Source organism: Pseudomonas sp. S2_E01 (assembly GCF_054668365.1).
The window spans coordinates 6,152,892-6,168,532 of sequence record NZ_CP162762.1; the positions used below are offsets into that span (position 1 = coordinate 6,152,892).

Below are 15,641 nucleotides of genomic sequence, written 5' to 3' on the forward strand. Positions count from 1 at the left end.
GGCGGCTGGGATGGAACCGATCAACGGCTTTGAGGCCTTGCTGACAGGGCTTTGGGGGTTGCGAACGTGCCTGCGGCAGACATCGATCCAACGTTATGTAGTGCGCGCTGCGGCATACTACATGATCAGTTGCGCTTGTGAAAATTAGACTAATTACGTCGTTCTGCGACCTCGTGACGCATTGCAGTCACGGCGGGGTACGGGATGTTCTCAAAAAACTTATGGATTGTTCCAGTTAAATATCTGAGTTGTACACGATTTGTTGTTCACCCTTGCTTTGGGGTGTCCCGATCCCTGTAGGAGCGGGCTTGCCCGCGATGAGGCCCGCCCAGACAACACACAACCCCCTCTTGCCTATACTTCCCTCTCAACGACAAAAATCATGACCAGAGAGGGCTGCGCCATGGACCACCTCGTACTGACTGTTTTTGCTCCAGACAAGCCCGGCCAGGTCGAGCGCATTGCTCAGTGCATCGCCGAGCAGGGTGGTAACTGGCTGGAGAGCCGCATGTCGCGCATGGCCGGGCAGTTCGCCGGGATTCTTCGGGTGGGCGTACCGGCAGAAGCCTACGACGCCTTGGTCGATGCCCTGCAAGGGTTGTCGGGCCAGGGCATTCGCGTGTTGATTGCCGAAAGCTCGATCGAACAGTCCTGCACCTGGAAGCCGATTGCGATGGAGTTGGTGGGCAATGATCGCCCCGGGATCGTGCGCGACATCACGCGCTTGTTGAGTGAACAAGGGGTGAGCCTGGAACGACTGGTTACCGAAGTGCGTCCGGCGCCCATGAGCAGTGAGCCGCTGTTCCACGCCGAGGCGATTCTCGCCGTGCCGCTGACCTTGTCACTGGATGTGCTGCAATCGCGCCTGGAAACCCTGGCGGATGACTTGATGGTGGAACTGGTTTTGCGCAGCGAAGCCTAAACGGCTTATCCAGTTTTAACGTGCACCTGCCTGTGGATAACCTGTAGAGACTGCCCGCCAGGCCACGTAATACGGGGGTTGGCCAGTATTGCTCAAAAAACCGCCAACATTCAGTGACTTGCGCACAAACATCGGGGATCAGGTTGTGGATAACCTTGGGAAGGATGGATGCAGGCCACGCGGAATGTGGCCTGTAGCGTTCTGTACGATTTTTGATCAACTGCGGCGGCGCAGACTTATCCACGCATCGACGCTGTAAACCGCCAGGCCCGCCCAGATGAACAGGAAGGCGACCAGCGTGGTGGACGAAAGGTGTTCGCCAAACAGCAGCACGGCTTGCAGCAGCACCAATGTCGGCGCCAGGTACTGCAGGAACCCCAGGGTGGTGTAGGGCAGGTGCCGTGCGGCAGCGTTGAAACACACCAGCGGCACCAGGGTGACCGGCCCAGCGGCGATCAGCCACCAGGCTTCATTGGTTGTCCAGAATTCGGGCTGGGCGGTCATGGCTGTCTGATTGAACAACAGCCACGCCATGGCCAGCGGTACCAGCATCCAGGTTTCCACCACCAGGCCAGGCAAGGCCTTGACCGGTGCCTGCTTGCGGATCAGGCCGTAGAAGCCGAACGTCAACGCCAGTACCAGCGAGACCCACGGCAAGCTGCCGACCTGCCACACCTGCTGCGCCACGCCGACTGCGGCCAACCCCACCGCGATCCACTGCATGCGACGCAAGCGTTCGCCGAGGATCAGCATCCCCAGCAGCACGTTCACCAGCGGGTTGATGTAGTAGCCGAGACTGGCTTCGAGCATGCGACCGTTGTTCACTGACCACACATACGTCAGCCAGTTGGCAGCGATCAGCGTGCCGCTCAGGGCAAGTATGGCCAGGCGTTTGGGGTTGTCGCGCAACTCGCGCCACCAGCCCGGGTGCTTCCAGACCAGCAGCAACAGGCTGCCGAACAGTGCTGACCAGATCGCCCGGTGGATGATGATCTCGACGGCGGGCACGCTGGCGATGGCTTTGAAGTAGATCGGGAACAAGCCCCAGATGATGTAGGCAGTCAGGCCCAGAATGTACCCGCGACGCGGGTTGGCAGCTTGCATGCAGAATCCTTGCTTAGGCAGCTAACAAAAGAGTGATTGTAAGGAAGTTTGTCTACAAATGTCCCATATACAAAGGTAGGCACATTAACTGTCGGAGCGAGCATGCTCGCGATTGCGGTGGGCCAGCCGACATTGATGCCGACTGATACACCGCAATCGCGAGCAAGTTGAACTGGTCAAGTAATCTTGGACACTGATTACGGTTCACGCCGCCAATCTTTCCTTCACGACCGGCGACCTGTAGTCGTTATAGCTGTGAGGCCTGCTGATGTTGTAGCGCGAGACATAGCGCTGCACATCTGCCCGGGCCTCATGCTCCAGTTTGTAGCCCGTTTCAGGCACCCACTCGGACTTCAAACTACCAAAGAAACGCTCCATCGGGGCATTGTCCCAGCACTCGCCTTTACGGCTCATACTTTGCCTGAACCGATGTTTCACAAGCGCATTTCGGAATTTATGGCTGGTGTACTGGCAACCTTGATCAGAATGAAACAACACATCCTGGGGATGGCCGCGCAGCTCAACCGCCATGCGTAGCGCTTCGCAGGTCAGGTTGGCATCAGAAATCATCGAAAACGACCACCCTACGATCCTGCGAGCGTACAGATCCAAAACGGCGGCGAAGTACATCCACCGCTTGCCGACCTTGATGTATGTCACGTCGCCACACCACACCTGATTAACCGCCGTCACATCAAATTTTCGCTTGAGCACGTGCGGCGCCACCAAGGCCTCCACACCCGGCGACTTGTACTTATGGCGCCGGCGCTGACGACTAGCGATGCCAGCTTCGCGCATCAAACTGCGAGCCATATAACGCCCGATACGATGCCCTTTGGCTTGTAGCTCCTTGGACAAAGTACGTGCGCCGGCCGACTCTCTGGACGCCTTGTGGTGCCTGACCAACGCGGCTTTGAGCTTGTCCCGTTCAGGATTTGCTCTGCCTTGGCGCTGGCGCCAGGCGTAAAAGCTACTGCGGTTGCCCCCAAACGCCCGGCAACACTTTTTAACGCCGTACTGCTCGCCCAGCTCATCGATCAGCGTGAATGATCTTTGGCGTCCAAAAGCAGGAGAGCACTGGCCTTTTTTAGGATTTCGATATCCAGGTCTTTCTCTCTGAGCAGAGCTTTGAGTCTCTGGATTTCTCGTTGATCAGCGGTAATCGCCTTGGCCCCCACCGGAGTCGAGCCCAAGCGCTCTTTTTGCACTTGATCAACCCAACGGCGCAGGGCTGTGGGGCCGATATCCAGGCTGGCACAGACTTCGGTAACCGGCTGACCTTCATCCAACACCATGCTGGCAGCCTTGAGCTTGAACTCACTCGAATAGGATTTACGCATATCCAAACACCTCAGATTTGGGCGCTATCATAGCGCCCGATTGAAGTGTCCAAAATCATTAGGCCAGTTCAAGTTCGCTCCTACAGGGGGTGTGGCGATGATTAGAAGAGTTTTAATGGCTCTTCGTTCAACGCCGCCAACTGCTCGCGCAACGCCAGCACCTGATCGCCCCAATACCGCTCGGTGCCGAACCACGGAAAACTGTGCGGGAATGCCGGATCGTCCCAGCGGCGGGCCAGCCACGCGCTGTAGTGCATCAGGCGCAACGCACGTAAAGGTTCGATGAGCGCGAGCTCCCGCGGGTCGAAGTCGTGAAACTCGTTGTAGCCGTCCATCAGTTCTGACAACTGCCCCAGGCAGGCCTGACGATCACCGGCAAGCATCATCCAGATGTCCTGTACCGCCGGACCCATGCGGCAATCGTCAAGGTCGACGATGTGGAAGACTTCGTCGCGACACATCATGTTGCCGGGGTGACAATCGCCATGCATGCGGATGTTCTGGTGCGGTGTGGCCTGGTAAACCTCCTCCACGCGCTTGAGCAGGTCGCGCGCCACCGACTCGTAGGCCGGCAACAGGCTTTTGGGGATGAAATGGCCTTCGAGCAATGTGTTCAGCGAATCATGACCGAAGTTCTGCGGCGCCAATGCTTCGCGGTGTTCGAACGGCTTGGTCGAGCCAACGGCGTGCAAGCGTCCGAGCAACTGGCCCAAGCGATACAGTTGATCGAGATTGCCGGGCTCGGGCGCGCGTCCGCCACGGCGTGGAAACAGGGTGAAACGAAACCCGTTGTGTTCGTGCAGGCTGGTGCCGTTGTGGATCAACGGTGCCACCACCGGCACCTCGCACTCGGCGAGTTCGAAGGTGAATTGGTGTTCTTCCAGGATCGCTTCGTTGGTCCAGCGCTGCGGACGGTAGAACTTGGCGATCAGCGGTTCCGAGTCTTCGATGCCGACTTGATAGACGCGGTTCTCGTAACTGTTGAGCGCCAGGATGCGCGCGTCGCTGAGAAAACCGATGCTTTCGACGGCATCGAGCACGAGGTCTGGGGTAAGGGTTGCAAACGGGTGGGCCATGCTGACTCCTGCGCGCAGCAGGCTGCTGCGTCCGGCCAGGCATGGTAGCGCAGACTGCCTTGCAAGGGTTGTGGCTGTGCTGAAGCCATCGCGAGCAGGCTCGCTCCCACAGGATTTTGATGGTCCCGTGGGAGCGGGCTTGCCCGCGGTGAGGGCCTGTCAGGCGCCGACGATCCCGCCATCCTCACGGGTGATCGCCATCACCGAGGAGCGTGGCTTGCCGTTCGGCAAATGCTCGGGGAAGGTCGATCCGCCGTTTTCCCCCGGATGCTGAATCCCCACGAACAAGGTCTTCTGATCCGGCGAGAAGCTGATCCCCGTGACCTCGCAACCAATCGGTCCGACCATGAAGCGGCGGATCTCGCCGCTCACCGGGTCGGCGCAGAGCATCTGGTTATTGCCCATGCCGGCGAAGTCACCGGTGTTGCTCGAGTCGCCGTCAGTGAGGATCCACAACCGGCCGGCCTTGTCGAAACCCAGGCCGTCGGGGCTGTTGAACATGTTCTGTGGGGTGATGTTGGACGAGCCTCCCTTGGGCGTGCCCGCGTGGACGCCAGGGTTGCCGGCCACCACGAACAGGTCCCAGCCGAAGGTGTTCGAGGCGTGATCGTCGCGATCGGTGCGCCAGCGCAAAATCTGTCCGTAGACGTTCTTTTCACGCGGGTTTGGCCCGCCCACAGGCTGACCGTCTTCGCCGCGCTTGGCATTGTTGGTCAGGGTGCAATAGACCTGGCCATCCTTGGGGCTGACGACAATCCACTCCGGGCGGTCCATGCGCGTGGCTTTCACCACAGAGGCCGCCAGGCGTGCGTTGATCAGCACTTCGGCCTGACTGGCGAAGCCGCTACTGGCGTCAATGCCGTTCTTGCCGTGGGTCAGCTCGACCCATTGGCCTTTGCCTTTCGGGTGATCCGTGTTGCCATCGCCGGCATCGAAAATCGCCACGTACAGGGTGCCGTGGTCCAGCAGGTCGCGGTTGGCCTTGGGGTTTTTGTGGTTGATCTTGTCGCGGCTGACGAACTTGTAGATGAACTCGCCACGTTCGTCGTCGCCCATGTACACCACGGCGTGACCGTCGCGGGTCTCGGCCAGGGCGGCGTTTTCATGTTTGAAACGGCCCAGGGCCGTGCGCTTGACCGGCGTCGACTTCGGATCGAACGGATCGATTTCCACCACCCAACCGTGACGGTTGAGTTCGTTGGGGTTTTTCGCCAGGTCAAAACGTTCGTCGTGAGGGTGCCAGTTGATCTCCTTGCTGGCGGCCACCACCCCGTAGCGTTTCTGCGTGGCATCGAATTTTTGCTCGGCATTGCTGCTGCCAAAGCAGTCGGTGAAGTTCTCTTCGCAGGTCAGGTACGTGCCCCACGGCGTCTTGCCGTTGGCGCAATTCTGGAACGTACCGAGGACGTTCTTGCCTTGCGGGTCTGCGCTGGTCTTGAGCAGGTCATGGCCGGCAGCGGGGCCGCTGAGTGTGATCGGCGCATTGCCGTGGATGCGCCGGTTGTAGCGCGAACCCTGGACGAACTTCCATTGGCCATTCTTGCGCTGTACTTCGATCACCGTCACGCCTTCGCAGGCCAATGCCTTGCGCACTTCTTCCGCCGACTGCGGCATACCGCCGTGGGGGTAGAGGTAGCGGTAGTTGGTGTATTCGTTGTTGATCGCCATGAGCGCACGGTCTTTCTCGCCGGGGAACTCGAACAGGCTCATGCCGTCGTTGTTGTCGCCAAACTGCACTTCCTGCTGGGCAGCGGTGCCGTTGCCGCTCGGATCGAATGCCGGGCCGTCCTTTTGCAAGGGCTGGCCCCAACTGATCAGCACCGAGGACTTGTAGCCCGGAGGCAGGGTGATAGCGTCGCTGGTAGCAGCAGGGATGCTGGCAAAGCCCAGCAGTTGGCTGTTGCCGGCGCTGACGCTGGCGGCCATTACGCTGCGACTCAGCAGGTTGCCGCCGAGGAACATCGCGGCACCGCACAAGGCACCGGCGCTGATGAAGCCACGGCGGCTTAGGCCGACCATCTTCTCGAGGTCGGTGGATTGGTTCTCTTCTAATAGGCTCACGTCAGGCTCCCTGCGGTTTTTGCAGTCACCTTAAAGCGCTTAAATGACGCTTGTGTTTCAGAGCTGTGTACCGAGCAGCACGTGTGACGCGGCAAACTGCACTCGCACCGGTTTGTCGACGCTCAGGCCACGGGCGCGCAGGTCCTGGGATTCGGCCAGAGCGCACAATGTCTGGCCATTGGGCAGGCCAATGCGCACTTCACTGGGGCCGTCCTGTGCGTCGAGGATCTCTTCGATGATGCCGGTCAGGTCATTGTGTCCCGGTGTTGCCGGGGCTTGGACCGCCAGCAAATCGAGCCAGCCTGCCTTGATCAGCGCAACCACTTCGCTGCCGGGCTCCAGTGCCAGGCGCACGGTGCTGTCATGGGTGATCTGTGCATCGAGCGCCAGCCCTGCAGCCAGCTCCAGGCGAATCAGGTCATTGCGGCCCTGTGCTTCGATCGTCCTGACTTTGCCGTGCAACTGATTGCGCGCGCTGGTCCTGAGCATGAGCCGCCCGAGCAGGTCGAGGTCGCTGGCTTCTTCGGCAGCTTCCAGCACCTGTGCCTGCAATGTTTGCAGCTTCTGATACAGGCGCAACACGCGCTCACCCTCGCTCGACAGCTTGGCACCACCACCGCCCTTGCCACCGACACTGCGCTCCACCAGCGGCTTTTGCGCCAAATTGTTCAACTCATCGATGGCGTCCCACGCCGCCTTGTAGCTCAGCCCCGCACTTTTTGCGGCACGGGTGATCGAGCCCTGTTCGGCAATGTGTTGCAGCAACGCGATGCGCTGCGGGCGGCGAATGATGTGTTGGGACAACAGGGTGGACAGAGGCATGGCGGGTTGCTTCGGTGGGTGAATGATTGAGTGACTGCAGGAGCGAGCTTGTCGAACCGTCGCGATGATCTCTGAAACGCCGCGCAGTGTCAGGGAGTCAACGTTATCGTTGGCGACCATCGCGAGCAAGCTCGCTCCCACAGGAACACCGATCAGGCCGGTTTTGGTGTTCGCGCCAGGCAATACACATCGACCCGCGCCGCACCGGCCTCCATCAACAGGTGCGCCAACGCCTGGGCGGTGGCGCCGGTAGTGAGCACGTCATCCACCAGTGCCAGGTGGCGGCCCACCACCTGCGCACCAGGCATCAAGGCAAAGGCATGGCGCAGGTTCTTCTTGCGCGCCTCGGCCTTGAGTTCCTGTTGGGCACTGGTGTCTTGCACGCGCTTGAGCAGGTGTTCGTCGCTGGCGATTCCCAGGCTGTCGCCCAACCAGCGGGCCAGCATCGCCGCCTGGTTGAACCCGCGCTGACGCAATCGCTTGACCGCGAGCGGCACCGGCACCAGGGCGTCGGGGCATGCCAGCCCTTCGTCAAAGCGGTGCTGCAGGAACTGGGCGAGAAGTTCGCCGAGCAGGCGACCGTAGGGCCACTTTGCGCTGTGTTTGAAGCGGGTGATCAGGCTGTCCAGCGGAAAGTCGTACAGCCACGGTGCGATCACCCGCTGGAACGGCGGCGGCTCGTGCAGGCACTGGCCACAGGTCAGCCCCGGAGCCGGCAGGGGCAGGGCGCAGGTTTGGCAATGATCGCCAAGCCACGGCAATTCGGTTTCGCAATCGGTGCAGATGGGCGTGGCTTCATCGGCTGGCTCGCTGCAAAGCAAACATATTTGTTTGTTTTTTAACCAGATGTAAACCGGTCCATCGTAGTGCGGTTGACAGCGCATCGCTCTTCCTTAAATATGCCAAACATCCGTGTAGCGCCTGTGGTTATTCCCTGCCGCAGTCGCCAGCCTTGCCCCGTTCAGAATAAAGGTAACGCCCATGAGCGCCAGCACCTCTGCCACTTTGCGTCATGACTGGTCTTTGGCCGAAGTCAAAGCACTCTTCGTACAGCCATTCAATGACCTGTTGTTTCAGGCGCAGACCGTGCACCGCGCGCATTTCGACGCCAACCGCGTGCAAGTGTCCACGCTGCTGTCGATCAAAACCGGCGCTTGCCCGGAAGATTGCAAATACTGTCCGCAGTCCGGTCACTACAACACCGGCCTGGAAAAAGAAAAACTGATGGAAGTGCAGAAGGTCCTCGAAGAGGCCGCTCGCGCCAAGGCCATCGGCTCGACCCGTTTCTGCATGGGCGCGGCGTGGAAACACCCGTCGGCCAAGGACATGCCCTACGTGTTGAAAATGGTCGAAGGCGTGAAAGCCATGGGCCTGGAAACCTGCATGACCCTGGGTCGCCTCGACCAGGAGCAGACCGAAGCGCTGGCCAAGGCCGGCCTCGATTACTACAACCACAACCTCGACACCTCGCCGGAGTTCTACGGCAGCATCATCACCACCCGCACCTACAGCGAGCGCCTGCAAACCCTGGCCTACGTGCGTGATTCGGGGATGAAGATCTGTTCCGGCGGCATTCTCGGCATGGGCGAATCCCTGGACGACCGCGCCAACCTGCTGATCCAGCTGGCCAACCTGCCAGAGCATCCGGAATCGGTGCCGATCAACATGCTGGTGAAAGTCGCCGGCACGCCGCTGGAAAACGCCGAAGACGTCGACCCGTTCGACTTCATCCGCATGCTCGCCGTGGCACGCATCCTGATGCCGCAATCACACGTGCGCCTGTCCGCCGGCCGCGAGGCCATGAACGAGCAGATGCAGGCCCTGGCGTTCTTCGCGGGCGCCAACTCGATTTTCTACGGTGAAAAGCTGCTGACCACCGCCAACCCGCAGGCCGACAAGGACATGCAACTGTTCTCGCGACTGGGCATTCAGCCCGAAGCGCGGGAAGAACATGCCGACGAGGTGCATCAGGCGGCGATCGAGCAGGCACTGGTGGAGCAGAAGAGCAGCGAGATGTTTTACAACGCGGCTGTTTGATCTCGCTGGTTGAGTACAACCCCACACCTTGTGGGAGCGGGCTTGCCCGCGATGGCTTTGTCACATTCAACACAGATGTCGACAGACTGATTGCTATCGCGGGCAAGCCCGCTCCCACATGTCCGGTTTTACATTGATTGCTGTCTGAGGCCTGCATGTCTTTCGATCTCGCTGCACGCCTGGCTACCCGCCGTGCCGAAAATCTTTACCGGCAACGCCCCCTGCTCGAAAGCCCGCAAGGCCCTGAGGTGGTTGTCGATGGCCAGCCGTTGCTGGCGTTTTGCAACAACGATTACCTGGGCCTGGCCAATCACCCCCAGGTGATCGAGGCCTGGCGCGCGGGTGCCGCAAAGTGGGGCGTCGGTGGCGGCGCTTCGCATCTGGTGATTGGCCACAGCGGTCCTCACCATGCGTTGGAAGAAGCCTTGGCGGACCTGACCGGCCGCCAACGTGTCCTGTTGTTCTCCACGGGTTACATGGCTAACCTCGGCGCGGTGACGGCGTTGGTGGGGCAGGGTGATACGGTGCTGGAAGACCGCCTCAATCACGCCTCATTGCTCGATGCCGGCCTGTTGTCCGGTGCGCGTTTCAGTCGCTACCTGCATAACGACGCTGCAAGCCTGGCCAGTCGTCTGGAAAAGGCCACTGGCAACACGCTGGTGGTCACCGATGGCGTGTTCAGCATGGATGGCGATATCGCCGACCTGCCGGCGCTGGCCCGTGCGGCCAAAGCCAAAGGCGCGTGGCTGATGGTCGATGACGCCCACGGTTTTGGTCCGTTGGGGGCCAATGGCGGTGGGATCGTCGAGCATTTCGGCCTCAGCCAGGACGATGTGCCCGTGCTGGTCGGCACCCTCGGCAAGGCATTCGGTACGGCGGGTGCCTTCGTCGCCGGTAGCGAAGAGTTGGTCGAAAGCCTGATCCAGTTCGCCCGCCCCTACATTTACACCACCAGCCAACCGCCGGCGCTGGCATGTGCGACCCTCAAAAGCCTCGATCTGCTGCGCACCGAGCATTGGCGACGCGAGCATCTGGACCGGCTGATTCGCCAGTTCCGCCACGGCGCCGAGCAAATCGGCCTGGAATTGATGGATAGCTTCACCCCGATCCAGCCGATCATGATTGGCGATGCCGGGCGTGCGGTGCGCCTGTCGCAGATGCTGCGCGAGCGCGGCTTGATGGTGACTGCGATCCGCCCACCCACCGTCCCCGCCGGCAGCGCGCGCTTGCGCGTGACCCTGACCGCGGCTCACAGCGAGGCGCAGGTGCAGCTATTGTTAGAAGGACTGGCCGATTGTTTTGAAAAACTGGGAGCGGAGCCAAGCCATGCGTGATCGCCTGATTCTGTTGCCTGGCTGGGGCCTCGGCATTTCACCGCTGGAACCCTTGGCCGCTGCGCTGCAAGGGCTGGATGAACACCTGCGCGTGGAGATCGAACCGCTGCCGGAACTGGACTCCAGTGATCTGGAAGACTGGCTCGACGAACTCGACTCCAGCGTGCCCCAGGATGCCTGGCTCGGCGGCTGGTCGCTGGGGGGCATGCTCGCTTCTGAACTCGCGTCGCGGCGCGGTGATCGCTGCTGTGGCTTGCTGACCCTGGCGAGCAATCCTTCTTTCGTTGCCCATGAGCTGTGGCCGAGCGCGATGCCCGGTGAGACCTTTGACGCTTTTCTGGCGGGCTGCAACGCCGATCCACGATTGACGCTCAAGCGCTTTTCGCTGCTTTGTGCCCAAGGTGCCGAAGACCCGCGCGGCCTGTCACGGCTGCTGCTCGGTGGCGCGCCAAACACGGCAACATCGGTGTTGATGAGTGGCCTGGAGTTGCTGGCGCAACTGGATACCCGTCAGGCGTTGCAAGGGTTTCGCGGTCCGCAACTGCATTTGTTCGCCGGACTCGATGGACTGGTGCCCGCCGAAACGGCCGGCGAGTTGCTGGCGTTGTTGCCGGATGTCGAAATCGGTCTGATCGAACAGGCCAGCCACGCGTTTCTCCTGGAGGACCCGCACGGAGTGGCGGGGGCGATCCAGGCCTTTTTGCATGAGAGCGGTGATGACTGATTTATCCATTCCCAACCTGCCCGGTGCCTTGCCGGACAAGCGCCAGGTGGCGGCATCCTTCTCCCGCGCAGCGGCCAGTTACGACAGCGTCGCCCAATTGCAGCGTGATGTGGGCAACCAGTTGCTGAGCCGATTACCAGGCGACTTCGTACCGGACCGCTGGCTCGACCTGGGGTGCGGCACCGGGTATTTCAGCCGGGCGTTGGATGAGCGTTTTCCTGAGACGAAAGGCGTTGCGTTGGACATCGCCGAAGGCATGCTCAATCACGCCCGTCCGTTGGGTGGCGCCACGCACTTCATCGCGGGTGATGCCGAGCGCCTGCCGTTGCAGGATTCGACCTGTGACCTGATTTTCTCCAGCCTGGCAGTGCAGTGGTGTGACGACTTCGCTGCGGTACTCAGTGAAGCCCGGCGCGTACTCAAACCTGGTGGTATTTTTGCGTTTGCTAGTCTGTGCGTGGGCACGCTGTCAGAGCTGCGCGAAAGCTGGCGTCAAGTGGATCGCATGGTCCACGTCAATCGTTTTCGCGAGTTCGCCGGATATCAACAGCTGTGCGGGGGCAGCGGTCTGCGGGTTGTAGGGCTGCAAACCCGACCCCATGTGTTGCACTACCCGGATGTACGCACCCTGACACACGAACTCAAGGCGCTGGGTGCGCACAACCTCAACCCCGGGCGACCGGGAGGATTGACCGGGCGGGCGCGGATTCTCGGCCTGGTCGAGGCTTATGAGCAGTTTCGTCAGGCCAGTGGCCTGCCGGCGACTTATCAAGTGGTGTACGCCGTTTTGGAGAAACCCTTATGAGCGCAGCGTATTTCATCACCGGTACCGATACCGATGTCGGCAAGACCACCGTCGCCGCGGGCCTTTTGCATGCTGCTCGGTTGGCGGGGCTGAGTACGGCGGCGGGCAAACCGGTGGCCTCGGGTTGCGACGTGACGCCCAAGGGGTTGCGCAACGCCGATGCACTGGCACTGCAGGCCGAGTGTTCGTTGCCGCTGACCTATGCCCAGGTCAATCCGGTCGCGTTCGAGCCGGCCATCGCTCCGCATCTGGCGGCGCGTGAGGCGGGCGTGGCGTTGACGGTGCAGTCGCTGCTTGCGCCGATGCGTGAGATTCTGCAGATGGAGGCGGATTTCACCCTGATCGAAGGCGCGGGTGGCTGGCGTGTGCCGTTGGCGGACCAGGACAACCTGTCGGACCTGGCCATGGCGCTGGACCTGCCGGTGATCCTGGTGGTCGGCGTTCGGTTGGGGTGTATCAGCCACGCGTTGCTGACGGCCGAAGCAATTGCCCATGACGGTTTGCAGCTGGCGGGCTGGGTGGCCAATGTCATCGATCCGAAAACGTCGCGCCTGGAGGAAAACCTGGCGACTCTCGCCGAGCGCATTCCCGCACCCTGCCTGGGCCGAGTGCCCAAACTCAAGCTGGTGACGGCTGAGGCGGTTGCCGAACATCTTCAGTTGGACCTGCTCGACTGACGTTTGGTTTTTGCTATGACAAGGCACTGTGCCATTAGTGTTTTTGTCGGGCGTAATAGGGTCATCTCTGCTTCAATAGGCGCTGTTGATCCTTTTTCAGGACGAGTTCTCCCATGGAAATCTCAGGAAATACCGCTTTCTACGCCGGTCTGAGTACTATTCAGACAGGGCAGAACCGCGTCGATCAGGCTGCGGGCCAGATCGCCAACAATACGATCGAGCGTTCGGTTACCAGCCAGTCCTCCGAAGTTCAGGTCGATCGCCTGCGTGGGGTTGATCGCAGCCAGCAGTCGGATCTCGCCAGCAACGCGATCGAAATGGCTCAAGGCAAGTTCCAGGTCGAGGCGGGCGTCAAGGTGGCCAAGGCTTCCGACGAAATGCTCGGTACGCTGATCGATACCTTCGCCTGATTTTCTGCTGACTCCGCACCGTCATCGCCGCGACCTTTCGCGGCGTTTTTGTCTGTAAGTCTTTCTCTGCCAACTAAACTTTTCCGCACGACGGTCCGCCTGTGTCGCCGTGTCGCATCTTCGTGCGTCCGGCATTTGCATGCGGCGATGACGAACGGCAAAAGATCGATGCTTGACAAGATTTAGGCGTAAACGTATGTTTCAAACAACTGTTTGACCGTTACAACAATTCCAGCGGTCGTCCATCCCCGGTTACATCAGCAGAGGTTTATCGCTATGCCTGACTACAAGGCCCCCTTGCGTGATATTCGCTTCGTTCGTGACGAACTGCTCGGCTACGAAGCGCACTATCAGAGCCTTCCGGCCTGCGCAGACGCCACGCCGGACATGGTTGACGCCATTCTCGAAGAGGGCGCCAAGTTTTGTGAGCAGGTGCTGGCACCGCTGAACCGCGTGGGCGACCTTGAAGGCTGCACCTGGAGCGAGTCCGGTGTGAAAACCCCGACCGGCTTCAAAGAAGCCTATAAGCAATTTGTCGATGGCGGTTGGCCGAGCCTGGCCCACGACGTCGAGCACGGCGGTCAGGGTCTGCCTGAGTCGCTGGGCCTGGCGGTCAGCGAAATGGTCGGCGAAGCCAACTGGTCGTGGGGCATGTACCCAGGCCTGTCCCATGGTGCGATGAACACCATCTCCGAGCACGGCACCCCTGAGCAGCAAGAGGCGTACCTGACCAAGCTGGTTTCCGGCGAGTGGACCGGCACCATGTGCCTGACCGAACCGCACTGCGGCACCGACCTGGGCATGCTGCGTACCAAGGCCGAACCTCAGGCCGACGGTTCTTATAAAGTTTCCGGCACCAAGATCTTCATCTCGGCCGGTGAACACGACATGGCCGACAACATCGTCCACATCGTGTTGGCGCGCTTGCCGGATGCACCGGCTGGCACCAAAGGTATTTCGCTGTTCATCGTGCCCAAGTTCCTGCCGAACGCAGACGGCTCGATCGGCGCGCGTAACGCCGTGTCCTGCGGTTCCCTGGAACACAAGATGGGCATCCACGGCAACGCCACTTGCGTGATGAACTTCGACGCGGCCACCGGTTTCCTGATCGGCCCGGCGAACAAAGGCCTGAACTGCATGTTCACCTTCATGAACACCGCTCGCCTGGGCACCGCGCTGCAAGGCCTGGCCCACGCCGAAATCGGCTTCCAGGGCGGCCTGAAATACGCTCGCGATCGCCTGCAAATGCGCTCGCTGACTGGCCCGAAAGCACCGGACAAAGCCGCTGACCCGATCATCGTGCACCCGGATGTGCGTCGCATGCTGTTGACCATGAAGGCGTTCGCCGAAGGCAACCGCGCGATGGTTTACTTCACGGCCAAGCAGGTCGACATCGTCAAATACGGTGTGGACGAAGAAGAGAAGAAAAAGGCTGATGCGCTGTTGGCGTTCATGACGCCAATCGCCAAGGCCTTCATGACCGAAGTCGGTTTCGAATCGGCCAACCACGGCGTGCAGATCTACGGCGGCCATGGCTTTATCGCCGAGTGGGGCATGGAGCAGAACGTTCGCGACAGCCGCATCTCGATGCTGTACGAAGGCACCACCGGCATCCAGGCACTCGACCTGCTGGGTCGTAAAGTACTGATGACCCAAGGTGAAGCGCTCAAAGGCTTCACCAAGATTGTCCACAAGTTCTGCCAGAACAACGAAGGCAACGAAGCCGTTCAGGAATTCGTCGCACCGTTGGCTGCACTGAACAAGGAATGGGGCGAACTGACCATGAAGGTCGGTATGGCTGCCATGAAAGACCGTGAGGAAGTCGGCGCGGCCTCCGTGGACTACCTGATGTATTCCGGTTACGCCTGCCTGGCCTACTTCTGGGCTGACATGGCGCGCCTGGCAGCCGAGAAGCTGGCAGCCGGCACCAGCGACACGGCGTTCTACACCGCCAAGCTGCAGACTGCGCGCTTCTACTTCCAGCGCATCCTGCCGCGTACACGCACTCACGTGGCAACCATGCTGTCGGGTGCCAACAATCTGATGGACATGAAAGAAGAAGACTTCGCTCTGGGCTACTAAGCCTGTACGCGGCCTCGCAGAAAACCGCTGCTCCTTTGGGGGTAGCGGTTTTTTTTTGCTCGTTTTCCCCCGAAGTCGGGTGCCTTTCCCCAGCATGCTCAACGCTCGGCTTCCGAAAACGTTGAGTTAATTGATTCAAAATGTTTCTACATGGAGTGGCAAATTAATTGCACCGCACCCATCAACCGGTGCTGCAAAGAACTGTCTCGCTCGAACAAGCCTCACGCCCGGCCACTTAACAACAACA

General features: G+C 60.5%; 14 protein-coding genes. 8 read left to right on the forward strand and 6 right to left on the reverse strand.

The window, feature by feature from the left end:
* Nucleotides 1–403: 403 nt before the first annotated feature.
* Complete coding sequence (locus tag AB4O36_RS28405) at nucleotides 404–922, forward strand: glycine cleavage system transcriptional repressor (protein ID WP_460120249.1); 519 nt, start codon at nucleotides 404–406, stop codon at nucleotides 920–922.
* Between the two features lie 216 nt (nucleotides 923–1,138).
* On the opposite strand, the gene rarD is transcribed toward AB4O36_RS28405, so the two are convergent.
* From rarD to AB4O36_RS28435, 6 genes are all read right to left on the reverse strand, one after another.
* A complete protein-coding gene (gene rarD, locus AB4O36_RS28410; RefSeq protein WP_460140779.1) occupies nucleotides 1,139–2,026 on the reverse strand; it encodes an EamA family transporter RarD in 888 nt (295 codons plus the stop codon).
* A gap of 204 nt (nucleotides 2,027–2,230) precedes the next feature.
* Nucleotides 2,231–3,366, reverse strand: a protein-coding gene (locus tag AB4O36_RS28415) for an IS3 family transposase (RefSeq protein WP_460140388.1) whose coding sequence is annotated in 2 segments (ribosomal slippage) — nucleotides 2,231–3,117 and nucleotides 3,117–3,366 — 1,137 coding nt in all. Because the reading frame shifts where the segments join, the coding sequence is not laid out codon by codon here.
* Between the two features lie 101 nt (nucleotides 3,367–3,467).
* Nucleotides 3,468–4,442: a serine/threonine protein kinase gene (locus AB4O36_RS28420; protein WP_460140780.1), complete on the reverse strand. Its 975-nt coding sequence runs from the start codon at nucleotides 4,440–4,442 to the stop codon at nucleotides 3,468–3,470.
* Between the two features lie 159 nt (nucleotides 4,443–4,601).
* Nucleotides 4,602–6,503, reverse strand: coding sequence for a PhoX family protein (locus tag AB4O36_RS28425; RefSeq protein ID WP_460140781.1), 1,902 nt, complete (start codon nucleotides 6,501–6,503; stop codon nucleotides 4,602–4,604).
* 57 nt (nucleotides 6,504–6,560) lie between these two features.
* Entirely contained in the window at nucleotides 6,561–7,325 is a 765-nt protein-coding gene (locus AB4O36_RS28430; RefSeq protein WP_460140782.1) for a TOBE domain-containing protein, read from the reverse strand.
* 152 nt (nucleotides 7,326–7,477) lie between these two features.
* Complete coding sequence (locus AB4O36_RS28435; protein ID WP_460140783.1) at nucleotides 7,478–8,209, reverse strand: double zinc ribbon domain-containing protein; 732 nt, start codon at nucleotides 8,207–8,209, stop codon at nucleotides 7,478–7,480.
* Nucleotides 8,210–8,306: 97 nt separating this feature from the next.
* Here AB4O36_RS28435 and bioB point away from each other — a divergent pair, with 97 nt between their 5' ends.
* The 7 genes from bioB to AB4O36_RS28470 all read left to right on the forward strand — a co-directional run bounded on the left by bioB (nucleotide 8,307) and on the right by AB4O36_RS28470 (nucleotide 15,394).
* Nucleotides 8,307–9,362: a biotin synthase BioB gene (bioB, locus tag AB4O36_RS28440; protein ID WP_460120262.1), complete on the forward strand. Its 1,056-nt coding sequence runs from the start codon at nucleotides 8,307–8,309 to the stop codon at nucleotides 9,360–9,362.
* A gap of 155 nt (nucleotides 9,363–9,517) precedes the next feature.
* On the forward strand, nucleotides 9,518–10,696 hold the full coding sequence (bioF, locus tag AB4O36_RS28445) for an 8-amino-7-oxononanoate synthase (protein WP_460140784.1): 1,179 nt from the start codon (nucleotides 9,518–9,520) through the stop codon (nucleotides 10,694–10,696).
* Nucleotides 10,689–11,420 carry an alpha/beta fold hydrolase gene (locus tag AB4O36_RS28450; protein WP_460140785.1) on the forward strand — a complete coding sequence of 244 codons (732 nt, stop codon included), beginning with the start codon at nucleotides 10,689–10,691 and terminating at the stop codon, nucleotides 11,418–11,420. Before bioF ends, AB4O36_RS28450 begins: the two co-directional genes overlap by 8 nt.
* A complete protein-coding gene (gene bioC, locus AB4O36_RS28455; RefSeq protein WP_460120268.1) occupies nucleotides 11,413–12,225 on the forward strand; it encodes a malonyl-ACP O-methyltransferase BioC in 813 nt (270 codons plus the stop codon). The genes AB4O36_RS28450 and bioC overlap by 8 nt, the downstream gene beginning before the upstream one ends.
* Nucleotides 12,222–12,902, forward strand: coding sequence for a dethiobiotin synthase (bioD, locus tag AB4O36_RS28460; protein WP_460120270.1), 681 nt, complete (start codon nucleotides 12,222–12,224; stop codon nucleotides 12,900–12,902). Before bioC ends, bioD begins: the two co-directional genes overlap by 4 nt.
* A gap of 113 nt (nucleotides 12,903–13,015) precedes the next feature.
* Complete coding sequence (locus AB4O36_RS28465; protein WP_460120272.1) at nucleotides 13,016–13,312, forward strand: pyrroloquinoline quinone biosynthesis protein PqqE; 297 nt, start codon at nucleotides 13,016–13,018, stop codon at nucleotides 13,310–13,312.
* Nucleotides 13,313–13,588: 276 nt separating this feature from the next.
* Nucleotides 13,589–15,394 carry a phenylacyl-CoA dehydrogenase gene (locus tag AB4O36_RS28470; protein ID WP_460120274.1) on the forward strand — a complete coding sequence of 602 codons (1,806 nt, stop codon included), beginning with the start codon at nucleotides 13,589–13,591 and terminating at the stop codon, nucleotides 15,392–15,394.
* Nucleotides 15,395–15,641 lie beyond the last annotated feature (247 nt).

Bases quoted from the DNA above. Each gene is read 5' to 3' on its own strand.
- AB4O36_RS28405 (WP_460120249.1), top strand. From the start codon at position 404: ATGGACCACCTCGTACTGACTGTTTTTGCTCCAGACAAGCCCGGCCAG.
- rarD (WP_460140779.1), bottom strand. From the start codon at position 2,026: ATGCAAGCTGCCAACCCGCGTCGCGGGTACATTCTGGGCCTGACTGCC.
- AB4O36_RS28420 (WP_460140780.1), bottom strand. From the start codon at position 4,442: ATGGCCCACCCGTTTGCAACCCTTACCCCAGACCTCGTGCTCGATGCC.
- AB4O36_RS28430 (WP_460140782.1), bottom strand. From the start codon at position 7,325: ATGCCTCTGTCCACCCTGTTGTCCCAACACATCATTCGCCGCCCGCAG.
- AB4O36_RS28435 (WP_460140783.1), bottom strand. From the start codon at position 8,209: ATGCGCTGTCAACCGCACTACGATGGACCGGTTTACATCTGGTTAAAA.
- bioB (WP_460120262.1), top strand. From the start codon at position 8,307: ATGAGCGCCAGCACCTCTGCCACTTTGCGTCATGACTGGTCTTTGGCC.
- bioF (WP_460140784.1), top strand. From the start codon at position 9,518: ATGTCTTTCGATCTCGCTGCACGCCTGGCTACCCGCCGTGCCGAAAAT.
- AB4O36_RS28450 (WP_460140785.1), top strand. From the start codon at position 10,689: ATGCGTGATCGCCTGATTCTGTTGCCTGGCTGGGGCCTCGGCATTTCA.
- bioC (WP_460120268.1), top strand. From the start codon at position 11,413: ATGACTGATTTATCCATTCCCAACCTGCCCGGTGCCTTGCCGGACAAG.
- bioD (WP_460120270.1), top strand. From the start codon at position 12,222: ATGAGCGCAGCGTATTTCATCACCGGTACCGATACCGATGTCGGCAAG.
- AB4O36_RS28465 (WP_460120272.1), top strand. From the start codon at position 13,016: ATGGAAATCTCAGGAAATACCGCTTTCTACGCCGGTCTGAGTACTATT.
- AB4O36_RS28470 (WP_460120274.1), top strand. From the start codon at position 13,589: ATGCCTGACTACAAGGCCCCCTTGCGTGATATTCGCTTCGTTCGTGAC.